Annotated in this window: 21 protein-coding genes, 5 pseudogenes and 1 other annotated feature; of the genes and pseudogenes, 25 read left to right on the forward strand and 1 reads right to left on the reverse strand. The window is 49.5% G+C overall.

Annotated elements, in window-relative coordinates; translation table 11 throughout:
* Positions 1 to 660 (forward strand): IS3 family transposase, encoded by a 660-nt coding sequence (locus ACYF68_RS02195; protein WP_461047443.1) that lies wholly within the window; start codon positions 1 to 3, stop codon positions 658 to 660.
* A 7-nt stretch (positions 661 to 667) separates the two neighbouring features.
* Positions 668 to 841 carry an IS3 family transposase gene (locus tag ACYF68_RS02200; RefSeq protein ID WP_461047445.1) on the forward strand — a complete coding sequence of 58 codons (174 nt, stop codon included), beginning with the start codon at positions 668 to 670 and terminating at the stop codon, positions 839 to 841.
* Between the two features lie 82 nt (positions 842 to 923).
* Here the strand turns inward: ACYF68_RS02200 and ACYF68_RS02205 are convergent, their stop codons facing one another.
* A complete protein-coding gene (locus tag ACYF68_RS02205) occupies positions 924 to 2,135 on the reverse strand; it encodes a NupC/NupG family nucleoside CNT transporter (protein WP_380570722.1) in 1,212 nt (403 codons plus the stop codon).
* 212 nt (positions 2,136 to 2,347) lie between these two features.
* On the opposite strand from ACYF68_RS02205, the gene ACYF68_RS02210 reads away from it, so the two are divergent.
* The 23 genes and pseudogenes from ACYF68_RS02210 to ACYF68_RS02320 all read left to right on the forward strand — a co-directional run bounded on the left by ACYF68_RS02210 (position 2,348) and on the right by ACYF68_RS02320 (position 20,710).
* A complete protein-coding gene (locus ACYF68_RS02210; RefSeq protein ID WP_380570723.1) occupies positions 2,348 to 2,815 on the forward strand; it encodes a CtsR family transcriptional regulator in 468 nt (155 codons plus the stop codon).
* A gap of 4 nt (positions 2,816 to 2,819) precedes the next feature.
* Positions 2,820 to 3,338 carry a UvrB/UvrC motif-containing protein gene (locus tag ACYF68_RS02215; protein ID WP_461045266.1) on the forward strand — a complete coding sequence of 173 codons (519 nt, stop codon included), beginning with the start codon at positions 2,820 to 2,822 and terminating at the stop codon, positions 3,336 to 3,338.
* Complete coding sequence (locus ACYF68_RS02220) at positions 3,325 to 4,356, forward strand: hypothetical protein (RefSeq protein ID WP_461045267.1); 1,032 nt, start codon at positions 3,325 to 3,327, stop codon at positions 4,354 to 4,356. The genes ACYF68_RS02215 and ACYF68_RS02220 overlap by 14 nt, the downstream gene beginning before the upstream one ends.
* A gap of 3 nt (positions 4,357 to 4,359) precedes the next feature.
* Positions 4,360 to 6,798, forward strand: coding sequence for an ATP-dependent Clp protease ATP-binding subunit (locus ACYF68_RS02225; RefSeq protein ID WP_461045268.1), 2,439 nt, complete (start codon positions 4,360 to 4,362; stop codon positions 6,796 to 6,798).
* Between the two features lie 148 nt (positions 6,799 to 6,946).
* Positions 6,947 to 8,318 (forward strand): annotated as a pseudogene (radA, locus tag ACYF68_RS02230) (DNA repair protein RadA).
* A gap of 18 nt (positions 8,319 to 8,336) precedes the next feature.
* Positions 8,337 to 9,392 carry a PIN/TRAM domain-containing protein gene (locus tag ACYF68_RS02235; protein WP_380570728.1) on the forward strand — a complete coding sequence of 352 codons (1,056 nt, stop codon included), beginning with the start codon at positions 8,337 to 8,339 and terminating at the stop codon, positions 9,390 to 9,392.
* Positions 9,389 to 10,069 carry a 2-C-methyl-D-erythritol 4-phosphate cytidylyltransferase gene (gene ispD, locus ACYF68_RS02240; RefSeq protein ID WP_461045269.1) on the forward strand — a complete coding sequence of 227 codons (681 nt, stop codon included), beginning with the start codon at positions 9,389 to 9,391 and terminating at the stop codon, positions 10,067 to 10,069. The genes ACYF68_RS02235 and ispD overlap by 4 nt, the downstream gene beginning before the upstream one ends.
* Before the next feature lies 1 nt (position 10,070).
* Entirely contained in the window at positions 10,071 to 10,562 is a 492-nt protein-coding gene (gene ispF, locus ACYF68_RS02245; RefSeq protein WP_461045270.1) for a 2-C-methyl-D-erythritol 2,4-cyclodiphosphate synthase, read from the forward strand.
* Positions 10,552 to 12,006, forward strand: coding sequence for a glutamate--tRNA ligase (gltX, locus tag ACYF68_RS02250; protein ID WP_461047447.1), 1,455 nt, complete (start codon positions 10,552 to 10,554; stop codon positions 12,004 to 12,006). The genes ispF and gltX overlap by 11 nt, the downstream gene beginning before the upstream one ends.
* Positions 12,007 to 12,261: 255 nt before the next feature.
* Positions 12,262 to 12,905 (forward strand): annotated as a pseudogene (cysE, locus tag ACYF68_RS02255) (serine O-acetyltransferase).
* Entirely contained in the window at positions 12,889 to 14,283 is a 1,395-nt protein-coding gene (gene cysS / locus ACYF68_RS02260; protein WP_461045271.1) for a cysteine--tRNA ligase, read from the forward strand. The pseudogene cysE and the gene cysS overlap by 17 nt, the downstream one beginning before the upstream one ends.
* The gene (locus tag ACYF68_RS02265; RefSeq protein WP_344703570.1) at positions 14,276 to 14,677 is read left to right on the forward strand and encodes a Mini-ribonuclease 3; all 402 of its coding nucleotides are present in this window, start codon (positions 14,276 to 14,278) and stop codon (positions 14,675 to 14,677) included. Before cysS ends, ACYF68_RS02265 begins: the two co-directional genes overlap by 8 nt.
* A complete protein-coding gene (rlmB, locus tag ACYF68_RS02270) occupies positions 14,670 to 15,407 on the forward strand; it encodes a 23S rRNA (guanosine(2251)-2'-O)-methyltransferase RlmB (protein WP_461045272.1) in 738 nt (245 codons plus the stop codon). Before ACYF68_RS02265 ends, rlmB begins: the two co-directional genes overlap by 8 nt.
* A 1-nt stretch (position 15,408) precedes the next feature.
* Positions 15,409 to 15,936 (forward strand): NYN domain-containing protein, encoded by a 528-nt coding sequence (locus ACYF68_RS02275; RefSeq protein WP_344703566.1) that lies wholly within the window; start codon positions 15,409 to 15,411, stop codon positions 15,934 to 15,936.
* A gap of 58 nt (positions 15,937 to 15,994) precedes the next feature.
* Positions 15,995 to 16,627, forward strand: coding sequence for an RNA polymerase sigma factor (locus ACYF68_RS02280; RefSeq protein ID WP_344703564.1), 633 nt, complete (start codon positions 15,995 to 15,997; stop codon positions 16,625 to 16,627).
* A gap of 40 nt (positions 16,628 to 16,667) precedes the next feature.
* The gene (gene rpmG, locus ACYF68_RS02285; protein WP_380570739.1) at positions 16,668 to 16,802 is read left to right on the forward strand and encodes a 50S ribosomal protein L33; all 135 of its coding nucleotides are present in this window, start codon (positions 16,668 to 16,670) and stop codon (positions 16,800 to 16,802) included.
* Between the two features lie 18 nt (positions 16,803 to 16,820).
* On the forward strand, positions 16,821 to 16,985 hold the full coding sequence (gene secE, locus ACYF68_RS02290) for a preprotein translocase subunit SecE (RefSeq protein ID WP_461045273.1): 165 nt from the start codon (positions 16,821 to 16,823) through the stop codon (positions 16,983 to 16,985).
* Positions 16,986 to 17,012: 27 nt separating this feature from the next.
* Positions 17,013 to 17,551, forward strand: a pseudogene (gene nusG / locus ACYF68_RS02295) (transcription termination/antitermination protein NusG).
* A 140-nt stretch (positions 17,552 to 17,691) separates the two neighbouring features.
* Positions 17,692 to 18,117 carry a 50S ribosomal protein L11 gene (gene rplK / locus ACYF68_RS02300; RefSeq protein ID WP_344703556.1) on the forward strand — a complete coding sequence of 142 codons (426 nt, stop codon included), beginning with the start codon at positions 17,692 to 17,694 and terminating at the stop codon, positions 18,115 to 18,117.
* 76 nt (positions 18,118 to 18,193) lie between these two features.
* The gene (rplA, locus tag ACYF68_RS02305) at positions 18,194 to 18,886 is read left to right on the forward strand and encodes a 50S ribosomal protein L1 (protein ID WP_344703554.1); all 693 of its coding nucleotides are present in this window, start codon (positions 18,194 to 18,196) and stop codon (positions 18,884 to 18,886) included.
* 51 nt (positions 18,887 to 18,937) lie between these two features.
* Positions 18,938 to 19,084 (forward strand) — a sequence feature (ribosomal protein L10 leader region).
* Positions 19,085 to 19,113: 29 nt separating this feature from the next.
* A pseudogene (gene rplJ, locus ACYF68_RS02310) lies at positions 19,114 to 19,613 on the forward strand (50S ribosomal protein L10).
* Positions 19,614 to 19,640: 27 nt separating this feature from the next.
* Positions 19,641 to 20,009 (forward strand): 50S ribosomal protein L7/L12, encoded by a 369-nt coding sequence (gene rplL, locus ACYF68_RS02315; RefSeq protein WP_344703585.1) that lies wholly within the window; start codon positions 19,641 to 19,643, stop codon positions 20,007 to 20,009.
* A 96-nt stretch (positions 20,010 to 20,105) separates the two neighbouring features.
* Positions 20,106 to 20,710, forward strand: a pseudogene (locus tag ACYF68_RS02320) (class I SAM-dependent methyltransferase).
* Positions 20,711 to 20,900: the final 190 nt, after the last annotated feature.

Consider the following 20,900-nt stretch of genomic DNA (forward strand, 5'->3'; position numbering starts at 1 on the left):
CTGACACTTGTTGAAAGAATGCAGACCAAATACACGATTACTGCCATTTTAAGTGCATTGCTTGTGCCGCGTTCAACCTACTACCGATGGCGATCGGAAGCCACTGATTCATCGTTGACCGATGTCGAGCGGACAATCATTGATATATGTGAGTCGACGAAGTATCGATACGGCCATCGCAAGGTGAGAGCGTTGTTGCAGCGAGACTACAATATCAAAAGGAATCGGAACACTGTGCAGCGCATCATGCAGAAATATCATCTACAATGCCGGATTAAGCCGAAAAAGAAATGGCAGTCACAAGGGGAAACCATTATTATCGCACCCGATCGAATCAAGCGTGACTTTCAGGCTGCCGCGCCCAACCAAAAATGGGTCACGGACATTACTTACATCCAATACGGGCGCACTGTGCAGTACCTGTCAACGATTATAGATCTTTACAACAATGAGATTGTCGCAGCCAAATTGTATAATCATCAGCAGACGCCATTAGTGCTGGATACACTGAAAGAAGCTTTGGAGAAACGGGCACATCCTAAAGGCGTGATCATTCATTCGGACCAAGGGAGTGTGTATACATCATATGCCTATCAGTCATATGTAATGGAAAATAATCTGGTGAGCAGCATGTCCAGAACGCGGGAACTGTTGGGATAATGCGGTCATCGAATCGTTCCATTCTAACCTGAAGTCTGAAGCGTTTATATACACCAGATTCAATTCACTCAGTAATGTTGAGACGATTTCACGTGTGAATCAATACTTAAAGTACTATAACGAAGAAAGAATACAAGAAAAATTAGGCTACCTTCCTCCAATTCATTTTGGAGGAAGGTAGCCTAATGAAGGTGTTTTATATGTGTCTCATACTGCTAGGTCAGTCTATATGGCCTGTTTTTTGTATGCATATAAATTGTCTTTTAAGCGAATATGCCGACTACCGCAGCTGTCAGCACACTGACGAGTGACGCCCCGTAGACGAGCTTCAGGCCGAAGGTGGCGACTTTATTGCCGCTTCCGTCATGCAGTCCCTTAACAGAGCCTGCAATGATGCCGATACTTGAGAAGTTGGCGAATGATACAAGGAATACTGAGATCATCGCCTGGGATTTTCTGCTGAAATCGTCTGCAATCGCAGTGTAGTCGAGCATTGCCACGAACTCGTTGGTGATGAGCTTCGTCGCCATCAGGCTACCTGCCTGCTGCGCTTCAGCCCAAGGGATTCCGATGAGGAATGCGAGTGGCATGAAGATGTAGCCGAGTACGTCCTGGAAGGTGATTTCCATGCCCGGGATGAGCAGGAAGACCTGGTTCAGAATCGCAATCAATGCGATATAACCGATCAGCATGGCCGCAACTGTCATGGCAACTTTGGCACCATCCATGATGTAGTCGCCGAGGATCTGGAAGAATGACTTGCCGGCGTCTGGATTGTCATCGACATCGGCCTCGTCTTCAGCGTCGGTTACGTCGTATGGATTAAGGATGTGCACAATCACGTAAGTACCGAACAGGTTAAGGACGATCGCCGTCACGACATACTGTGGATCGAGCATGGTCATGTAGGCGCCGACGATGGATAGTGACACTGAACTCATCGCCTGTGCCGAAAGCGTATAGAGACGGTGTTTCGGCAGGTGCGGCAATTGGTTCTTCAATGAAATGAACACTTCTGATTGTCCAAGGAGCATGGATGCAGCTCCGTTATAGGACTCAAGATACCCCATTCCGGTTATTTTCGTAAGCAGTATACCGAGTCCGCGGATGATGAGCGGCAGAATCTTCGTATACTGCAGGATGCCGATCAGGGCGGAGATGACGATGATCGGAAGGAGGACGTTGAAGAAGAATACGTCAGCGACGCCGCCGTCTTCACCTACCGTCAGATCCCCCATGACGAAGCCGACACCTTCAGCCGCGAATCCGAGTAGGGCGTTGAACCCGTTGGCCAGACCTTCTATGAGGAACTGGCCTGCGCCAGTGGAAAGGAGGACGAATGCAAAAATCAGCTGGACGCCAAGCAGGATGATGATGTTCTTCCATTTTTTGAACGCAAGCTTGCGGTTGCTGCTGACGAGCCAAGCCAGGAAGAATGTAAACAGGATACCGATTATTCCCATTAGAATATTCAATACTTTCACCTCGTAGAGTTATTTTTTAAGCCATTATATTACCGTAGTCTGAATGAATGACTGTATGCGTCTGGAACGATGGATATGTATCCTGGTTAATTATAATGCAAACGTTTACAGAAATAAAGGGCGAATCCATGGAACTTTCCATTTGCTATATTGATTCACAGCCTATATAATCAAAGTCAAAGAAGGTCAAAAGAGGTGATGAAATGCGTAACATGTCAGATATAATTGAACAGTACCTCAAAAAGCTGATAGAGGAGTCCGGCACTGAGGTCGTCGAAATAAAACGTGCGCACATCGCAGAAAAGTTCGATTGTGTGCCTTCGCAGCTGAACTACGTAATAAAGACGCGCTTTACCAACGAGCACGGTTACACGGTTGAGAGTAAAAGGGGTGGCGGCGGGTATATAAGGATCACTAAAGTCGAGACGCATTCCAAAGCGGAATACCTTGCCCATCTGAAGCAGCTGGTCGGGAATCAGCTGTCGCAGCAGAATGCCAAACATATCATCCAGTCGTTGTATGAAAACGAAGTGGTGACGCAAAAAGAGGCGAAGATCATAAGTGCAGTAATGGACCGTGAGACATTGATGCTCGAGCTGCCGTACCGGGATCGTCTGCGTGCGAAGATACTCAAGAGGGTGATGGATGTCATCCTATACAGTGAGGAGTGATGGAATGAAGTGTGAGTCATGCAACGAAAGGGAAGCAAGCATCCATATATCGAAAGGCGATGGACTGGAGAAGAGCGAGCGGTTCCTATGCGAACAATGTGCCAATGCCTCATTCGAGAATGATTTCAGCTATCCGGATGACACCTTCAACATACAGAAGCTGCTCCAATCGCTGTCCCAACAGCCTGCGTTGCATCAGCAGCAGAAAAAACCGCTGCAGTGCAGCACTTGCGGTTCCACGTTGAACAGCATCGTGCAGGCCGGGAAGTTCGGCTGCCCTGATTGCTACCGCACATTCGAGGCGCGCCTGCCGGATATCGTGGCCCGTGTGCAGGCCAATCAGACTGAGCATGTCGGCAAGATGCCGGAGAAGTCGAAGGAATACTTGAAGACGAAGCGTAAGATGGAGCAGCTGAAGGCCAAGCTCCAGACGCTCATCGACACCCAGGAATTCGAAGAAGCGGCCGTCGTCAGGGATGAGATACGCGCTTTGGAAAGGTTGGGTGAAGATGATGGAATATAAAAACATCAGCCCATGGATGCATGACGTCAAAGAGCAGCCGGTTGAAATGTCGACCCGCATCCGTCTGGCGCGCAACATCGATCATATCCCCTACCCCCATATGATGCAGAACAGTAGTGGGATCGAGCAGATCGTGGAGCGCCTGGACGGGGTGCTTGAGGGGTACGACCAGAAGGATATGGCGGACCTCAAGTTTGAGGATAAGGCGCTGCTGGTCGAAAAGCATCTGGTGAGCCCCCTGTTCACCAAGCAGGGAGTGAAGAACTACACCAATGAAGACGAGTCGATCTCCGTCATGGTGAATGAAGAAGACCATCTGCGCATCCAGGCGATGGGGTCAGGCCATCACATGATGGATATCTACCGGAAGGCCAACGATATAGATGACAGGATCGAACATGAGCTGGACTATGCCTTTGATGAACGGTACGGCTACCTGACAGCCTGTCCGACGAATGTCGGCACAGGCCTCCGGGCTTCTGTGATGCTGCATCTCCCGGCGCTCACTTCAAGCAAACGCATCCAGCGCATGGCTGGAAATTTGAGTCGTTTCGGGTTCGTATTAAGGGGAATATATGGAGAAGGTTCGGTACCGCTCGGCCATATCTATCAGCTGTCAAACCAGTTGACGCTCGGGCAGACGGAGGATGAGATCATCACCACTCTGGACGAACTGAAGCAGAGGATCATCGAAGAGGAGATTGAGATGCGCTCATGGCTTGAAGATGAACATCTCCTGGACGTAAAAGATGCGGTCCACCGCTCGCTCGGCCTTTTGGGACATGCCTATAAGCTGTCTTTGAACGAAGCGGCGAAATGCTTGAGCGACATCAAGTTCGGAATCGACCTCGATCTGATCGAACTCCCACATTTTCATTTCCAGAAATGGATTCAACTCATCCAGCCGGCATTCATCAAAATGCGTCTGAATGATAAAGAAGGCACATACACATCACTTGAGCAGGCTGTTGAAGAAGAGCGTGCAACGATGATGAGATATTTAATAGGAGGGGAATAAAGTATGCTATTTGGACGACTGACAGAACGTGCGCAGAAAGTATTGGCGTACGCACAGGAAGAAGCGATCAACCTCAAACATTCGAACATCGGGACAGAACATCTTCTGCTCGGTCTTGCGAAGGAAAATGAAGGCATTGCGGCAAAAGTGCTCGTCTCCTTCAACATCACAGAAGAAAAGGTCAAAGAAGAAGTATTCAACCTGATCAACGAAGGGACGGAACCATCGTCTTCCATCCATTACACGCCGAGGGCCAAAAAGGTGATCGAGCTATCCATGGATGAAGCGCGGAAACTCCACCATAATTTCGTCGGCACGGAACACCTCCTGCTCGGCCTGATAAGGGAGAGCGAAGGTGTGGCAGCACGCGTGCTGGCCAATCTTGACTTGAACATCACAAAAGCACGGGCGGCCGTCATCAAGATGCTCGGCAATCCGGATGCGTTCCAGCAGAAGGACAATCTGAAGAAAGACCACAATACACCAACGCTCGATTCCCTGGCGCGTGATCTGACACAGATCGCACGTGATGAGATGCTCGATCCGGTGATCGGACGCTCCAAAGAGATCACCCGTGTCATCGAGGTGCTGAGCAGAAGGACGAAGAACAACCCTGTCCTCATCGGTGAAGCGGGTGTAGGTAAGACGGCCATCGCTGAAGGAATGGCGCAGGCCATCGTCAAAAATGAAGTGCCTGAGACGCTGAAGGATAAGCGTGTCATGTCATTGGATATGGGCACGGTCGTTGCGGGTACGAAATACCGCGGTGAATTCGAAGAGCGCATGAAGAAAATGATGGATGAAATCCATAAGGCCGGGAACGTCGTGCTGTTCATCGATGAACTCCATACGTTGATCGGTGCGGGCGGCGCAGAAGGTGCCATCGATGCATCCAATATCCTGAAGCCGGCATTGGCACGTGGTGAGCTGCAGTGCATCGGTGCCACGACGCTTGAAGAGTACCGTAAGCATATCGAAAAAGATGCGGCACTGGAACGTCGTTTCCAACCTGTCCAGGTGGATGAACCGAGTGTTGAAGATGCGATCCTCATCCTTAAAGGACTCAGGGACCGCTACGAAGCGCACCACAGGATCACGATTACAGATGAGGCGCTTGAAGCGGCGGCTATCATGAGTAACCGTTATGTACAGGACAGGTATCTGCCGGATAAGGCGATCGACCTGATCGATGAGGCATCCTCTAAAGTGAGGCTCAGAAGCTACACTTCCCCTCCAGATCTGAAAGATCTTGAAAGTAAGCTTGAAGCCGTCAAGAAAGAAAAGGATTCCGCGGTGCAGAGCCAGGAATTTGAAGCGGCGGCAAGCTACCGGGACAAGCAGAGCAAACTTGAAGCAGAACTCAAAAAACGCGAGGATGACTGGAAGAAGGAACAGGGCCAGGCTTCTCAATCCGTTGAAAAGAGCGACATCGAACTGGTCATCAGCGGCATCACCGGCATACCACTGGCCAAGATTGCAGAAGAGGAGTCAGAGCGCCTGCTGAACTTGGAGAGCATCCTGCATGACCGTGTAATCGGCCAGGAAGATGCAGTGGCCTCCATTTCAAAAGCGGTCAGACGTGCCCGTGCAGGCTTGAAGAATCCTAAGCGTCCAATCGGAAGCTTCATCTTCCTCGGTCCGACAGGTGTGGGTAAAACAGAACTTGCCCGTGCCCTCAGTGAATCGATGTTCGGTGAGGAAGAAGCCATGATCCGCGTCGATATGAGTGAGTACATGGAGAAGCATTCCGTCTCCCGTCTCGTTGGTTCGCCTCCTGGCTACGTCGGCTATGATGATGGTGGGCAACTGACGGAAAAAGTGAGGAGAAAACCTTATTCCCTCGTCCTGTTTGACGAAATCGAAAAGGCCCACCCTGATGTATTCAATATGCTTCTGCAAGTGTTGGATGATGGCCGCTTGACCGATTCGAACGGCCGCACCGTCGATTTCCGCAACACGATCATCGTCATGACATCGAACGTCGGCGCCCAGGAACTCAAGGACAACAAGTTCGTAGGATTCGGCACGACAGACGATAGCCAGGACTACGATACGATCAGAAGCACGATGATGAAAGAGCTCAAAAACACATTCCGTCCGGAATTCATCAACCGTGTGGATGACATCATCGTCTTCCACAGCCTCGAGAAGAAGCACCTCAAGCAGATCGTCTCGCTTATGATCGATCAGCTGAGAGACCGTCTCGGTGGCCAGGATATCCATCTTGAAGTGACGGATTCGGCCAAGGAGAAAATCGCTGACGAAGGCTATGATCCGGAATACGGTGCAAGGCCGCTTGCACGGTCGATACAGCGCCATATTGAAGACCGGCTCAGTGAGTCCCTCCTATCCGGGGAAGAGCTTGAAGGCAAGGTCGTCACAATCGACTATAAAAACGACGAATTCGACGTGAAAACTAAAGACGCAGTGGCAGCAGAATAGATGCATAAAGGCCGGGCGGGCCCACCGCCCGGCCTTTTTCTTCATACTTCCACGCTTAATGGCAGTTCTGATGGCTACTACTTTAAAATTACATGTAATAGTTATACACTATATAATAATAAAATCGAACTACAGGAGAGGCTTATATATGGCGAAAGCGAAAAATGTTTTTGAATGCATGGCCTGCGGACATGAATCGCCGAAGTGGATGGGCAGATGCCCGAATTGCGGTGCCTGGAACCAGATGGAGGAAAAGATCGTCCATAAGGAAACAAAGGGTAGGGAACTTTCGGCAAGGTGGAAACCAACACCAGACAACGCAGCCAGAAACTCGAACGGGTCAAGAAAAGCCACACCCCGAGGACGAAGACGCAAAGCCCCGAGTTCGACCGGGTGCTCGGCGGGGGATAGTGAACGGCTCATTGATCCTGATCGGTGGGGACCCGGGGATCGGCAAATCGACCATCCTGCTACAGACGGCCCTGGCCCTATCCGAGAATCACGAAGTGCTGTATGTTTCAGGCGAGGAATCGACGGAACAGATCAAACTCCGGGCAGACCGACTGCTGGAAGCGAGCGACAACCTCAATGTCTACAGCGAAACCAACCTCTACTACATCCATGACGAAATAAAGCGGCTGGATCCCGATTTCCTCATCATCGATTCGATCCAGACCATCTTCAACCCAGACGTGACGAGCGCCCCGGGCAGTGTGGCGCAAGTCAGGGAGTGTACCCAGAGCCTCATGAATATCGCCAAAAGCGGCAATATCGCAACCTTCATCGTCGGACATGTGACGAAAGATGGACAGATTGCGGGACCTAGGCTACTTGAACATATGGTGGATACGGTCCTCTACTTTGAAGGGGATCAGCATCATACCTACAGGATGCTGCGTGCCGTCAAAAACCGCTTCGGGTCGACGAATGAGATGGGCATGTTCGAGATGAAGAACGAAGGGCTCAAAGAAGTGCTCAACCCTTCTGAAATATTCCTTGAAGAGCGTTCCAAGAATGTACCAGGTTCGGCGATCGTGGCTACCATGGAAGGCACACGGGCACTGCTGGTTGAGGTCCAGGCACTCGTGACGCCGACCCATTTCCACAACCCGAGGCGCATGGCGACCGGCGTCGACCATAACCGTCTTTCACTCCTTATGGCGGTACTCGAAAAAAGCGAAGGGCTGCTTATGCAGCAGCATGATGCCTACATCAAAGTGGCCGGCGGCGTCCGTCTCGACGAGCCTGCAGTCGACCTCAGCATCGTCGTCAGCATTGCTTCAAGCTTCAAAGGTGCTTCGATAAGAGGGGACGACTGCTTCATCGGAGAAGTCGGATTGACTGGCGAAGTCAGACGGGTCACCAAGATCGATCAGCGCCTGCAGGAGGCTGCCAAACTCGGCTTTAACCGCGCGGTCATTCCAGCTTCGAATATGAGCGGCCTGAATGTACCGGATGATATAGAAGTTGTGAGTGTGCGTAATCTGAAGGATGCCCTGAAGATGGCGATATCCAAATAAAACAGGAGGTGAATGGTTATGTTGAGGTATCTGCTTTATGTATTGTATGTATTGATTGGAATTTCCCTGGGCGTCTGGCTGATGCCCCTGATATTTGAAATTCTGCCTTGGGACATCCCGCTCATATTGGATAATGTGCTCGTCTTCGGGCTTTCGGGTCTGCTTCTTTTTCTCGTCTTCTTCTCATGGACCCTCCCCAAAGTCGAAAGCCTTATAAGACGAAGCGAGGGCCTCATCCTGAACCGGAGTCTTGCGGAGATTGTGTCCGCCACATTGGGGACGCTTATCGGACTGTTGCTTGCTGTTTTGATATCCTTATTGATAAATGCCATGGACATTCCTATAGTCCGCGATATCGTCCCGTTTGTAGTGGCTGTAATCCTCGGATACCTCGGGTTCCAGATCGGGCTCAAGAAATTCGGTGAGGTGCTTGATTTCCTGCCGGGCAATTTCTCCAAAGCTAAAGAAAAAGAATATAAGAACTCCAAAAAATTCCTTGATACGAGTGCGATCATAGATGGTAGAATAGTGGATGTAGCAAAAACCGGGTTCATAGAAGGTGTGCTTGTCATCCCGCAGTTCGTGCTTGACGAACTCCAATTGATCGCCGACGCAACCGACCCGATCAAGCGTGACAAGGGACAGCGGGGCTTGGATATGTTGAATGCCCTGCAAAAGCAGAATGCCGCTGATGTTGAAATCAGGGATGTCGAGTACGACAAGCTTGATGTCGACCATCAGCTGATTGAAATCGCAAAAGCTGAAAAAGGTGCCATCATAACAACGGACTACAACCTTAATAAGGTGTGCCAACTCCATCAGATAAAAGTGCTCAATGTCAATGAGCTGTCAGATGCCATCAAAATGGCCGTCATCCAGGGTGATCGGTTCAGCCTGCTTGTATCAAAGACGGGTAAGGAAGAAAACCAGGGCGTCGGGTATCTGGAGGACGGCACAATGGTGGTCGTCGAAGATGGCAAGGCAGATATCAACAAAACCATCACCGTGGAAGTCGTCAGTGTGCTCCAGACCAATTCAGGACGTATCGTGTTTGCAAAGAGAGTGAGGAAATGATGAAATATACAGTAATCATCCCGGCTGCCGGCATGGGAAGCAGGATGAACACGGATTACAACAAGATCTTCATCCCCCTCGGTGAAGTGCCGGTCATACGCATGACCGTGGAAAAATTTGAAGCGGATCCCGACTGCAATGCCATCTATCTGGCCGGCCGCAAGAATGAAATCGACACCCTCCATGAGATCTTGGCAGGATGCACAAAAGTCAGGGGCATAATCGAGGGCGGGAAAGAGCGGCAGCACAGCATATACAATGTGCTGGGCGCGATTGAACCGGCAGACTACGTATTCGTCCATGACGGCGCCCGGCCATTTGTCTCAGAAGAGACGCTTACCCATCTGAAGGAAGCGGTGCCGGTCCATAAGGCGGTGATCTGCGGAGTGAGACCGAAAGATACACTGAAGCGCATAGATGGAAGTACCGTCGAGGCGACCATCGACCGTGACCAGGTGGTTGCGGTCCATACCCCTCAGGCATTCGATTACGAACTGTTGATGTCTGCCTACCGGAATGCGTTGGAAAATGAATTGTCGGTCACTGATGATTCCATGATGGTGGAGGCGTTGGGAGTAAGTGTCCACGTCACCCCATCGACATATGATAATATTAAGATAACGACTAGGGAAGATCTGAAAGTGGCACAATCCATCATGAATAAGGGGGAGGGATGACATGTTTAGGATTGGACATGGCTTTGATGTGCATGCATTTGAAGAAGGCCGCCCGCTGATCGTCGGCGGCATTGATATCCCGCATGATCGTGGGCTGAAAGGCCATTCTGATGCAGATGTACTGCTCCACACCGTTGCGGATGCAATACTCGGGGCGCTCGCACTCGGCGATATCGGCAAATTTTTCCCGGATACGGATGAGGAATTCAAGGATATGGACTCAAAAGTGCTGCTTGGCGAAGTGGTGGAAATGATGCACGAAAAAGGATACATCATAGGGAATATCGACGCCGTCATAATGGCTGAGGCGCCGAAGTTCAGACCGCATATCGATGCTATGCGCGAGGTTACCGCGTCTCTTCTTGAGACGTCGGTGGACAACGTCAACATCAAGGCGACGACGACCGAAAAACTCGGATTCACAGGCAGGGGCGAGGGCATCGCTTCTGAGGCTGTAGTATTAATAGAAAAACGGAGGAATGATCATGAGTAAAGTAAGAGTAAGGTATGCACCGAGCCCGACAGGATATCTGCATATCGGAAACGCACGTTCTGCACTGTTCAACTATCTGTTTGCCCGCCGCTATGACGGCGATTTCATCATCCGCATCGAAGATACCGATACTTCGAGGAACATAGTAGGGGGCGAGGAGTCCCAGCTGCACTACCTCAAGTGGCTCGGGCTCGAATGGGATGAGAGCGTCGACCGCGATGGCGGCTATGGCCCATATCGCCAATCAGAACGGCAGCACATCTACCAGCCGGTCATCGACCAGCTGCTTAAAGAAAATAAAGCATACCGTTGCTATATGACTTCAGAGGAGCTTGAGGCAGAACGGGAAGCGCAGATCGCCTGCAGTGAGATGCCACGCTATGGCGGCCAGCACGCCAACCTCACGCCTGAGGAGGAGCAGGCTTTCATCGATGAAGGCAGGGAACCGAGCATCCGCTTCCGCGTGCCCGCCGACAAGACATATAAATTTGATGACATCGTCAAAGGTGAAGTATCCTTCGATTCAAACGGCATCGGCGACTGGGTCATTGTGAAGAAGAACGGCGTACCGACCTATAACTTCGCAGTGGCGGTCGATGACCATATGATGGAAATCTCGCATGTACTCAGGGGAGATGACCACATCTCCAACACACCGAAGCAGCAGATGATCTATGAAGCAATGGGCTGGGAAGAACCGAAATTCGGCCACATGACCCTCATAGTCAACGAAGAGAAGAAGAAATTGTCCAAAAGGGACGGCTCCATCATCCAGTTCATTGAACAATATAAAGAACTCGGCTATCTGCCGGAAGCCCTCTTCAACTTCATCGCCCTGCTCGGATGGACACCTGAAGGGGAAGAGGAGATATTCTCCAAAGAAGCATTCATCGAATTGTTTGATGAAACGCGCCTGTCGAAATCACCTGCATTCTTCGACAAGCAGAAGTTGACTTGGATCAACAACCAGTACATGAAAGAAAAAGACACGGAAACTGTCTTTGATATGGCATTGCCGCACCTTGTAAAAGAAGGCTTGCTTGAAGAGAATGCTTCCGAAGAGTCGCTGGCGTGGGCCCGTAAACTTGTTGCCCTGTATCAGGAGCAGATGAGTTTTGCAGGAGAAATCACAACGCTGTCTGAACAGTTCTTCAAAGAAGAGATTGAGTTTGACGAGGCGGCCAACGAAGTGATCTCGCAGGAGCATATACCTGAGCTGATGGCGGCGCTCCATGCCCGTTTCAGTGACCTTGAAACATTCACCCCTGAAGCGATCAAAGCTGCGATAAAAGATGTCCAGAAATCAACGGGCTATAAAGGCAAGAAACTTTTCATGCCGATCCGTGTCGCCGTGACCGGCCAGACGCGTGGGCCGGAACTGCCGGACGCCATTGCGCTCATCGGCAAGGAAAAGACGCTTAACAGAATTCAGAAGCTGACATAAAATAAGCAAACTTGTTGCACCCTGTGAATCAATACCTTATGATTATTACAACAGAGACCCCGAGTATGGTCATTGAGCGGAAATAAGAGATTATCCGGCTGCTGAAAGGATAACCGTCTATCGATCAGAACTGCCCTCTGTAATGTTGATATGAATATTCAAGTGGCAGCTAAAGCTGCAAACAGAGTGGAACCGTGCATGATGCGCCTCTGTCCATATATGGACAGAGGCCATTTTAATATAGGAGGATGACATATGTTCAGCAGAATGAAAGAAGACATCGATATGGTTATGGAGCTGGACCCGGCAGCAAAGAGCAGGTGGGAAGTCTTCTTATCTTATTCAGGTTTACATGCAGTATGGAGCCACCTGTTGGCCCATCGCCTTTATAGAAGGAACGCCACCAGCCTGGCCCGGATCATTTCCCAGATTAGCCGCTTCTTCACCGGCATCGAAATACACCCGGGCGCAGAGATCGGGCGGCGTCTGTTCATCGACCACGGTAGTGGCACAGTGATCGGGGAGACATGCCGCATCGGTAATGATGTAACAATCTACCAGGGGGTCACCCTCGGCGGTACGGGTAAGGAAGAAAGAAACGGCATCCAGACATCGATGATTTCGTGCTGATCGCGACCGGAGCGAAGGTGCTCGGCAATATTCGCATCGGGGAATGCTCAAAAGTGGGAGCGAACTCCGTAGTGCTGAAGGATATCCCGCCACACTCGACAGTGGTCGGCATCCCGGGCCAGGTGGTCAAACAGAAAGGGGAGAGGGTAAGGAGGGGACAGGTCTTCGAACACAGCAGCCTCCCAGACCCACTCCAGGAGAAGATCCGTGCACTGGAGGACGAAATAAAAGAATTCAGGAGAGATGTTGAAAATGGTAAAGATATTTAATTCACTCACAAGGAGAAAAGAGACATTCGAACCGCTCGAAGCAGGGAAGGTCAAGATGTACGTGTGCGGACCAACCGTGTACAACTATATCCATATCGGTAACGCCCGCCCTGCCATCGCCTTCGACACCGTCCGCCGCTATCTGGAGTACAAGGGATATGAAGTCAACTACGTCTCCAATTTCACGGATGTTGATGACAAGCTGATCAAGGCATCCAATGAACTGAAAGAAGAAGTGCCTGTCATTGCGGAGCGTTTCATAGAGGCGTTCTTTGAGGATACGGGCGCGTTGAACGTCAAGAAGGCCACAGCGCATCCTCGTGTCATGGATCATATGGATGACATCATCGAATTCATCAAAGTGCTGATTGACAAAGGGCATGCCTATGAATCGGAGGGCGACGTCTACTTCCATACACGCTCTTTCGAAGATTACGGTAAACTGTCCCATCAGTCGGTTGATGACCTGAAAGTTGGCGCGAGGATCGACGCGGGTGAAAAGAAGGAAGACCCACTTGACTTCGTACTGTGGAAACAAGCGAAGCCGAATGAGATAAAGTGGGATTCACCGTGGGGCGAAGGCCGGCCGGGCTGGCACATTGAGTGCAGCGTCATGGCAAGGCGCCACCTGGGTGATACGATCGACATACATGCAGGCGGCCAAGACCTTACGTTCCCACACCACGAAAATGAAATTGCCCAAAGTGAATGCATGACCGATGAGACGTTTGCAAACTACTGGATGCATAACGGCTACATCAATATCGACAACGAAAAGATGTCGAAATCCCTCGGCAACTTCATACTGGTCCACGACATCCTGAAAGAAATCGATCCGGACGTACTACGCTTCTTCATGATCAGTGTGCACTACCGCAACCCGATAAACTATAACAGGGAACTGGTGCAAGCTGCGGAGAATGGACTCAGACGCATCCAGTCTAGCTATGCGAAGGCTAAGGAACGTCTGGACAGTGCAGTGGGTAATGAAGGAGACGAAGCAGTCCATCGCCTTATAGAACAGAACCTCGAAGTATTCGAAGCGCACATGGATGACGATTTCAATACCGCCAACGCAATCAGTGCTTGGCACGATCTGACATCGGAATTGAATAAATACATGCGCCGCCAGACGACATGCAAAGAGACGCTCATGCGTTTCATCGAGGCGTTCGACAGCTACAGCGAAGTGCTTGGTGTTGGCCTGGAAGAAGAACAAGTATTGCTTGATGAAGACATCGAAGCGCTAATAGCAGAGCGCAATGAGGCGCGGCAGAGCCGTGACTTCAAGCGCGCCGACGCAATCAGGGACGACTTGAAGGCGCAAGGGATCATCCTGGAGGACACCAAGGAAGGTGTGAGGTTCAGGCGTGGATGATCGCAAGCTTGAAACGATGCAGCCCTTATCGCTTGCCTTCGTGGGTGACGCCGTCTATTCCGTCTATGTGAGGAGCCACCTTTTGGCTGCCAATCCGTACTTGAAGCCGGATGCGCTCCATCAGGCGGCCAACCGGATGGTAAATGCCTCCGCGCAGGCGCGTGCACTGGATTATCTCCGAAAGAATGAACTGACGGAAGCGGAGTGGGACATTGCCAGAAAGGCGCGTAATAAATCAAGTGCCACAAGGGCCAAGAACGCAACCATAAAGGATTACCGCAATGCTTCCGGACTCGAGGCATTGATCGGGCATCTCCATCTTTCCGGCAACACTAGCCGGATCGATGCGCTTATGGCCATCATATTGGAAATCGGGAGGGATAAAGATGACTAATGGAGTGATTGCAGGACGCCACGCAGTAAGGGAAGCCCTGCAGGGAGAAACGGAGATCAATAAGGTGTTCATCCAGGATTCCGTCAATAAAGGACAGATCAAGGATATATTGGATGCCGCCAGAAAAAAGAAAATCGTCGTGCAGACAGTACCGAAGACGAAGCTCGACGGTATGACTGATGAACGGCATCAAGGTGTTGTGGCGATGGGCAGCCCGCACGAATATATGGCGCTTGAGACGCTGCTGGAAAAAGTGGCGGGCAAACGTTCAAACGTGATTATCCTGGATGGCCTGGAAGATCCACATAATCTCGGATCTATACTCAGGACATGTGATGCGACCGGTTTTGACGGGGTGATCATACCAAATCGCCGCTCCGTCCAACTTACAGATACCGTCGCAAGAACATCCACCGGGGCAATTGAACATGTGCCGGTCGTAAGGGTGACGAACATCAACCAGACAATTGATACCTTGAAGGATCAGGGATTCTGGGTCGTCGGAAGTGAAGGCGGAGGCAACATGGATTACCGGGAAATGTCAGCAGATATGAATATCGCCTTGGTGGTCGGGAGCGAGGGCAAAGGGATCAGCAGAAAGACTCTGGAAAAATGCGATTTCATCGTCCAGATTCCTATGATCGGCCATATTACCAGTCTTAATGCATCGGTCTCAGCTGCTCTGCTGATGTATGAAGTGTTCCGCAAACAAGACGCTGGGCGTGAATGACATGAGACGTAAAAAAAGACGCATCCTGATCGTCGATGGCTACAACCTCCTCGGGGCCGACCCGGAACTGCATAAAGAGTCGCTGCAGTCGCTCCAGCTGCCAAGGGAGAAGATATTGGCCGCTCTCGCGGAGTACCAGTCGGTGGTCAATCAGGAAATCATCTGTGTGTTCGATGCCTATGAAGTGCGTTCGAAGGAGAGTGTGCGTGATTTTCACGGCGTCACCGTGGTCTACACAAAAGAGAAGGAGACGGCAGATGAATACATCGAACGGTTTGTGCATGATCATTACCACCCCCACTTATCGGAGATCAGTGTCGTGACAAGCGACTTGACTGAACAGAATGCGATATTTGCCCTCGGCGCCTACCGGATATCATCCCGTGAGATGTGGCTGAACTTGGCGGAAGCTGAAAAGAATATCAGTGAAAAAATAGATGCGATTAACGAAAAAATGCCCAGACAGAAACTGGATATCCGGCAGGATGTCCAAGCGAAACTCGAGAAATGGCGGCGTGGCCGTTTTTAGCATATTGAATATATTGATGATTCCTCTTATTCTTGAATAAAGTTCTGGGGGATCGGTCATGTACCATATCACTGCATACCAATTTTATATCCGTGAGCGTGGAACAGATGATGACATGGATGAGCTCGCCTGCCGTGTGGATGGGGGTGACGTTGCCGCTTTTGATATAATGGATGAAAGGATCAGACCATATGTCAGGCGGCTGACCTACCGCTATTCCGAACATTTCCAGGACCGCGAGGATATGGAACAGGAGATGATGGAAGTCGCGCTCAAACTATGCAGCCGCTATGACCATACCCGCGGCAAATATATGCATTACCTCTACCGGACGCTTCGCTTCGAAATGATGAGCAGGTCCAGCGCGAACGGACTCAGGCGCTGCCGGGAACGGACATCCATCGAAAAGATGTATGACGAATCAAAGCGCAGCGAGCGGGAAGCGGATCCGATCAATATGATGGTAAAGGAAGAGCAGCTCCAATACCTGCTGCATAAAAAGGGAATCTGTTCACCTCTGGAGCAGAAAGTTCTGCAACACCTCGACCTGGGGCACAGCATCGAAGATGTGTGTCTGGCCTTTGAACTGGACAGGAAAGCGGTGCTCAATACGCTGCACCGCATCAGGCGTAAAAAAGAGCTTCTAAGCCATGAGGGGTGGGAAGGAGGGCCATTTGACAACACGGCATGAAATCGGTATAGTGAATTAGAATTGAAATGAGGGAGCTATGATGAAAGTGGCGCTAACATGCACTGGATGCGGGTCGCGCAATTATAGGACGACTACCGAGCACAAGGAAAGACTATCCATCAGGAAGTACTGCAAAACGTGCAACCGGCATCAGACTCATAAGAGTTCCATCTGATACAGGAGGAAACAACCGATGGCAAATGATAAGAATTTCCTGCAGAACGTTGTCAGCGAGATGAAGAAGGTAAGCTGGCCGACCGGTCAGGAAACGGTCCGCTATACAGCGGTCGTCATGTTCACAGTGATATTCTTTCTGCGTTTTTCTATGCGCTGGACCTGGGTATCTCCGCACTCATAGACTTAATGTAACCAAAGGAGAGATACTATGTCTGGAGAAAAGAACTGGTATGCGGTGCATACTTATTCCGGATATGAAAATAAAGTGAAGAAGAACCTTGAAGCCCGGCTTGAATCGATGAACATGCAGGATCAGATTTTCCGCGTCATCATCCCTGAAGAGGAAGAGACGACCTTAAAGGACGGCAAGCGCAAAACGGCAATGAAGAAGACGTTCCCGGGATATGTGCTCGTCGAACTCATCATGACGGATGAGTCCTGGTACATCGTCCGCAATACCCAGGGGTTACAGGCTTCGTCGGCTCCCAAGGTGCAGGCAGTAAGCCGAATCCGCTTCTGCCGGAAGAAGTGAAGTTCATCCTGAAACAGATGGGCATGGCTGAACGCACCGTCGATTTCGAAGTCGAAGTCGGCGAATCCATCAACATCGTCGATGGACCGTTCAAAAATCAGATGGGCGAAATCCGCTCCATCGATGAAGAGCACTATAAATTGACTGTGCTGGTCGAGATGTTCGGGCGTGAAACCCCGGTCGAAGTGGAGTTTGACCAGATCGAGAAATTGTAATAACTCACTTGCTTTTTTAATGGAATAGTGGTATATTATCATGGTCGAAATTTTTTCGGCCATCTTTTTTTATAGATGCGAGTGGGAGGGTGAAAACTGACATCCTGTGACCACATCACGATAACGAGGAGGTGCACATCGTGGCTAAAAAAGTAATCAACATTGTAAAATTGCAGATTCCTGCAGGTAAAGCGAATCCAGCACCACCGGTAGGTCCGGCATTGGGTCAAGCTGGTGTGAACATCATGGGATTCTGTAAAGAATTCAACGCACGTACACAAGAACAGGCGGGTCTCATCATTCCGGTTGAAATTTCCGTATTCGAAGACCGCTCATTTACATTCATCACAAAAACACCACCAGCAGCAGTTCTTCTCAAGAAAGCTGCAAACGTTGAAAAAGGTTCTGGAGAACCAAACACAAACAAGGTGGCCAGCGTAACTGAAGCGCAAGTGCGTGAAATCGCTGAAACTAAAATGGAAGATCTTAATGCAGCAGACGTCGAAGCGGCTATGCGTATGGTCGAAGGTACAGCCAGAAGCATGGGCTTCTCTATAGAAAAATAATTTGACTGAACATGAAAACAAAGTATTAATACAAACGTGGGAGGATTACCCGCTATAACCACAAGGAGGAATAGAAATGGCTAAGAGAAGTAAGAAGTATCAGGCAGCTCTTGAGAAGTTTGACCAAAACGCATCTTACAGCATTGAAGAAGCAGTCAAACTCGCTAAAGAGACAAGCACTGTCAACTTCGATGCCTCTGTTGAAGTAGCATTCCGCCTGGGTATTGATACGCGTAAGAATGACCAGCAGATCCGTGGAGCAATCGTCTTGCCGCACGGTACTGGGAAGTCACAACGTGTATTGGTATTCGCTAAAGGTGAGAAGGCTAAGGAAGCAGAAGCAGCAGGTGCAGATTTCGTAGGAGAGGACTACATCAAGAAGATTAATGAAGGATGGTTCGATTTCGACGTAATCGTAGCAACACCTGACATGATGGGCGAAGTAGGTAAACTCGGCCGTGTGCTTGGACCTAAAGGTCTCATGCCAAACCCTAAGACTGGCACTGTAACGATGGACGTTACGAAAGCAGTCGAAGAAATCAAGGCAGGTAAAGTGGAATACCGTGCAGAAAAATCCGGTATCGTGCATGCAGCGATCGGCAAAGTATCCTTCGATGAAGATAAGCTTGTCGAGAACTTCAAAGCAGTCCATGACGCGCTTGCAAAAGCGAAGCCAGCATCTTCAAAAGGTGTATACTTCAAGACCACTGCAGTTTCTTCAACTATGGGACCTGGCATCAAAGTGGATCCTAGCATAATCAGGGCCTAGAACGACCCTAAAGTATATATTGACAACTGCATCTATATTATGTATAGTTGCAGTTGTATTTTAATACTACCTAAGACAGTAGGAGCCATCGTGCTTAAAAGCCCATCCTGCCGAGGCAAATGATTAAGACTTGAATGATATTCAATATAAATTCAAGCACTTTTTGCCGAGGGTAAAAGGTGCTTTTTTATTGCACCGGATACACAAATAAATATGGAGGTGTAACTATGTCAACAGTGATTGAAGCTAAACAGCAACACATCGATGTCATCACAGAACAATTCAAGAACTCTGTATCTACTGTACTTGTAGACTACCGTGGTCTGACTGTTTCTGAAATGACTGAGCTTCGCAAACAGCTCCGTGAAGCGAATATCGAATTCAAAGTCTACAAGAATACGATGACGCGCCGCGCGGCAGAAAAAGCTGAGCTTACTGAAATCAATGAATTCCTGACGGGACCAAACGCTATTGCATTCTCAAACGAAGATGTGATCGCGCCTGCGAAGATCTTGAACAACTTCGCCAAAGATCATGAAGCATTGGAAATCAAAGCAGGCATCATCGAAGGTCAATTCACACCGGTTGAAGATGTCAAAGCAATTGCAACGCTTCCAACAAAGATGGACTCGTGTCCATGCTACTTTCTGTACTGCAAGCTCCAGTACGCAACTTCGCCTATGCAGTTAAAGCTGTCGGTGAAGAGAAAGAAAACGAAGAAGCTTAATAAACTATACCAATAAATGGAGGAATTATAATGTCCCAAGAACAAATCATTGAAGAAATCAAAGGTATGTCCGTACTTGAACTGAATGACCTTGTCAAAGCAATAGAAGAAGAGTTCGGCGTTACAGCTGCAGCTCCAGTAGCAGCAGCAGGCGCTGGTGCAGGCGAAGCGGCAGCAGAAGAGCAGACTGAGTTCGACGTTGAACTTACAGATGCTGGATCTTCCAAGATCAAAGTCATCAAAGTCGTTCGTGAAGCGACAGGCCTTGGCCTCAAAGATGCTAAAGCAGTCGTTGACGGTGCACCTAAAGTCGTCAAAGAAGGCGCTTCTAAAGAAGACGCTGAAGAGCTTAAAGCACAACTCGAAGAAGTTGGCGCAAGCGTAGAACTTAAATAATCTAATTCAGACATGTAGGGAGGCTCATTTTAAACGGTTGTTTAAATGAGTCTCTTTATTTACATAATGACGGCGCATGAATATAGGAGTGGTGTGATGAGCCATTATTTCACCGGACACGATTCGGAACATAACTATAAGGATATAGAGTATGTGTACCAAGATAAGCGCTACACATTTAAAACAGACCGCGGTGTCTTCTCCAAGGATCGCATCGATTATGGCAGTGCGGTTCTTATTGATGCGGTCATAAAGGATAGGGGTGCTGATGCGGGCGGAGACTTCATTGACATGGGGCAGGCTACGGTCCGATCGGGATTGTCCTCGGAGATGTCCTTAATGCAGTCCCCCTGATGATTGAAGTGAATCCGGATGGGCTTTTGCTCTCCAGGGAGAATGCCACCCGCAATAAAGTGACGGCCGAAGTGATGGACCGCAGTGAATACGACGCCCATGCCGAAGCTTTTAAACCAGACTTCTACGTTACGAATCCTCCGTTCAGGGCAGGCAAAGATGTGGTGCTCGACATCATAGAAGATGCCGCCGGACGTTTGGAGGATGGTGCATTCTACATGGTCGTCCAAAAAAAGCAGGGGATGGCTTCATATCGCAAAGCCATCCAGGAAAGATTCGGCAATGTGGAGACACTTGTGAAGGATAAAGGATACTATGTCCTGAAGGGAATCGTCAGCCAATCTTAAATTTGACTTGACTTTTTTTCTGTGATATAGTTATAGAATGTAAAAATATAATGTCAATCAGTATGCATTTTTTCAGTGCGGATTGAATGGAGCGTATAAATATAGTTGATTAATAGAAAATGGGGTTGGTTTCGATTCCGTTTTCTTTTTGTCTTATTAACTGTTTAACTGCTTCGGTGAATGTTTTACG

The organism is Salinicoccus sp. CNSTN-B1 (genome assembly GCF_054792835.1).

Bases quoted from the DNA above. Each gene is read 5' to 3' on its own strand.
- ACYF68_RS02275 (WP_344703566.1), top strand. From the start codon at position 15,409: ATGAGACGTAAAAAAAGACGCATCCTGATCGTCGATGGCTACAACCTC.
- ACYF68_RS02225 (WP_461045268.1), top strand. From the start codon at position 4,360: ATGCTATTTGGACGACTGACAGAACGTGCGCAGAAAGTATTGGCGTAC.
- ispF (WP_461045270.1), top strand. From the start codon at position 10,071: ATGTTTAGGATTGGACATGGCTTTGATGTGCATGCATTTGAAGAAGGC.
- ispD (WP_461045269.1), top strand. From the start codon at position 9,389: ATGATGAAATATACAGTAATCATCCCGGCTGCCGGCATGGGAAGCAGG.
- secE (WP_461045273.1), top strand. From the start codon at position 16,821: ATGGCAAATGATAAGAATTTCCTGCAGAACGTTGTCAGCGAGATGAAG.
- rpmG (WP_380570739.1), top strand. From the start codon at position 16,668: ATGAAAGTGGCGCTAACATGCACTGGATGCGGGTCGCGCAATTATAGG.
- ACYF68_RS02210 (WP_380570723.1), top strand. From the start codon at position 2,348: ATGCGTAACATGTCAGATATAATTGAACAGTACCTCAAAAAGCTGATA.
- ACYF68_RS02215 (WP_461045266.1), top strand. From the start codon at position 2,820: ATGAAGTGTGAGTCATGCAACGAAAGGGAAGCAAGCATCCATATATCG.
- cysS (WP_461045271.1), top strand. From the start codon at position 12,889: ATGGTAAAGATATTTAATTCACTCACAAGGAGAAAAGAGACATTCGAA.
- ACYF68_RS02235 (WP_380570728.1), top strand. From the start codon at position 8,337: ATGTTGAGGTATCTGCTTTATGTATTGTATGTATTGATTGGAATTTCC.
- rplA (WP_344703554.1), top strand. From the start codon at position 18,194: ATGGCTAAGAGAAGTAAGAAGTATCAGGCAGCTCTTGAGAAGTTTGAC.
- ACYF68_RS02280 (WP_344703564.1), top strand. From the start codon at position 15,995: ATGTACCATATCACTGCATACCAATTTTATATCCGTGAGCGTGGAACA.
- rlmB (WP_461045272.1), top strand. From the start codon at position 14,670: ATGACTAATGGAGTGATTGCAGGACGCCACGCAGTAAGGGAAGCCCTG.
- ACYF68_RS02220 (WP_461045267.1), top strand. From the start codon at position 3,325: ATGATGGAATATAAAAACATCAGCCCATGGATGCATGACGTCAAAGAG.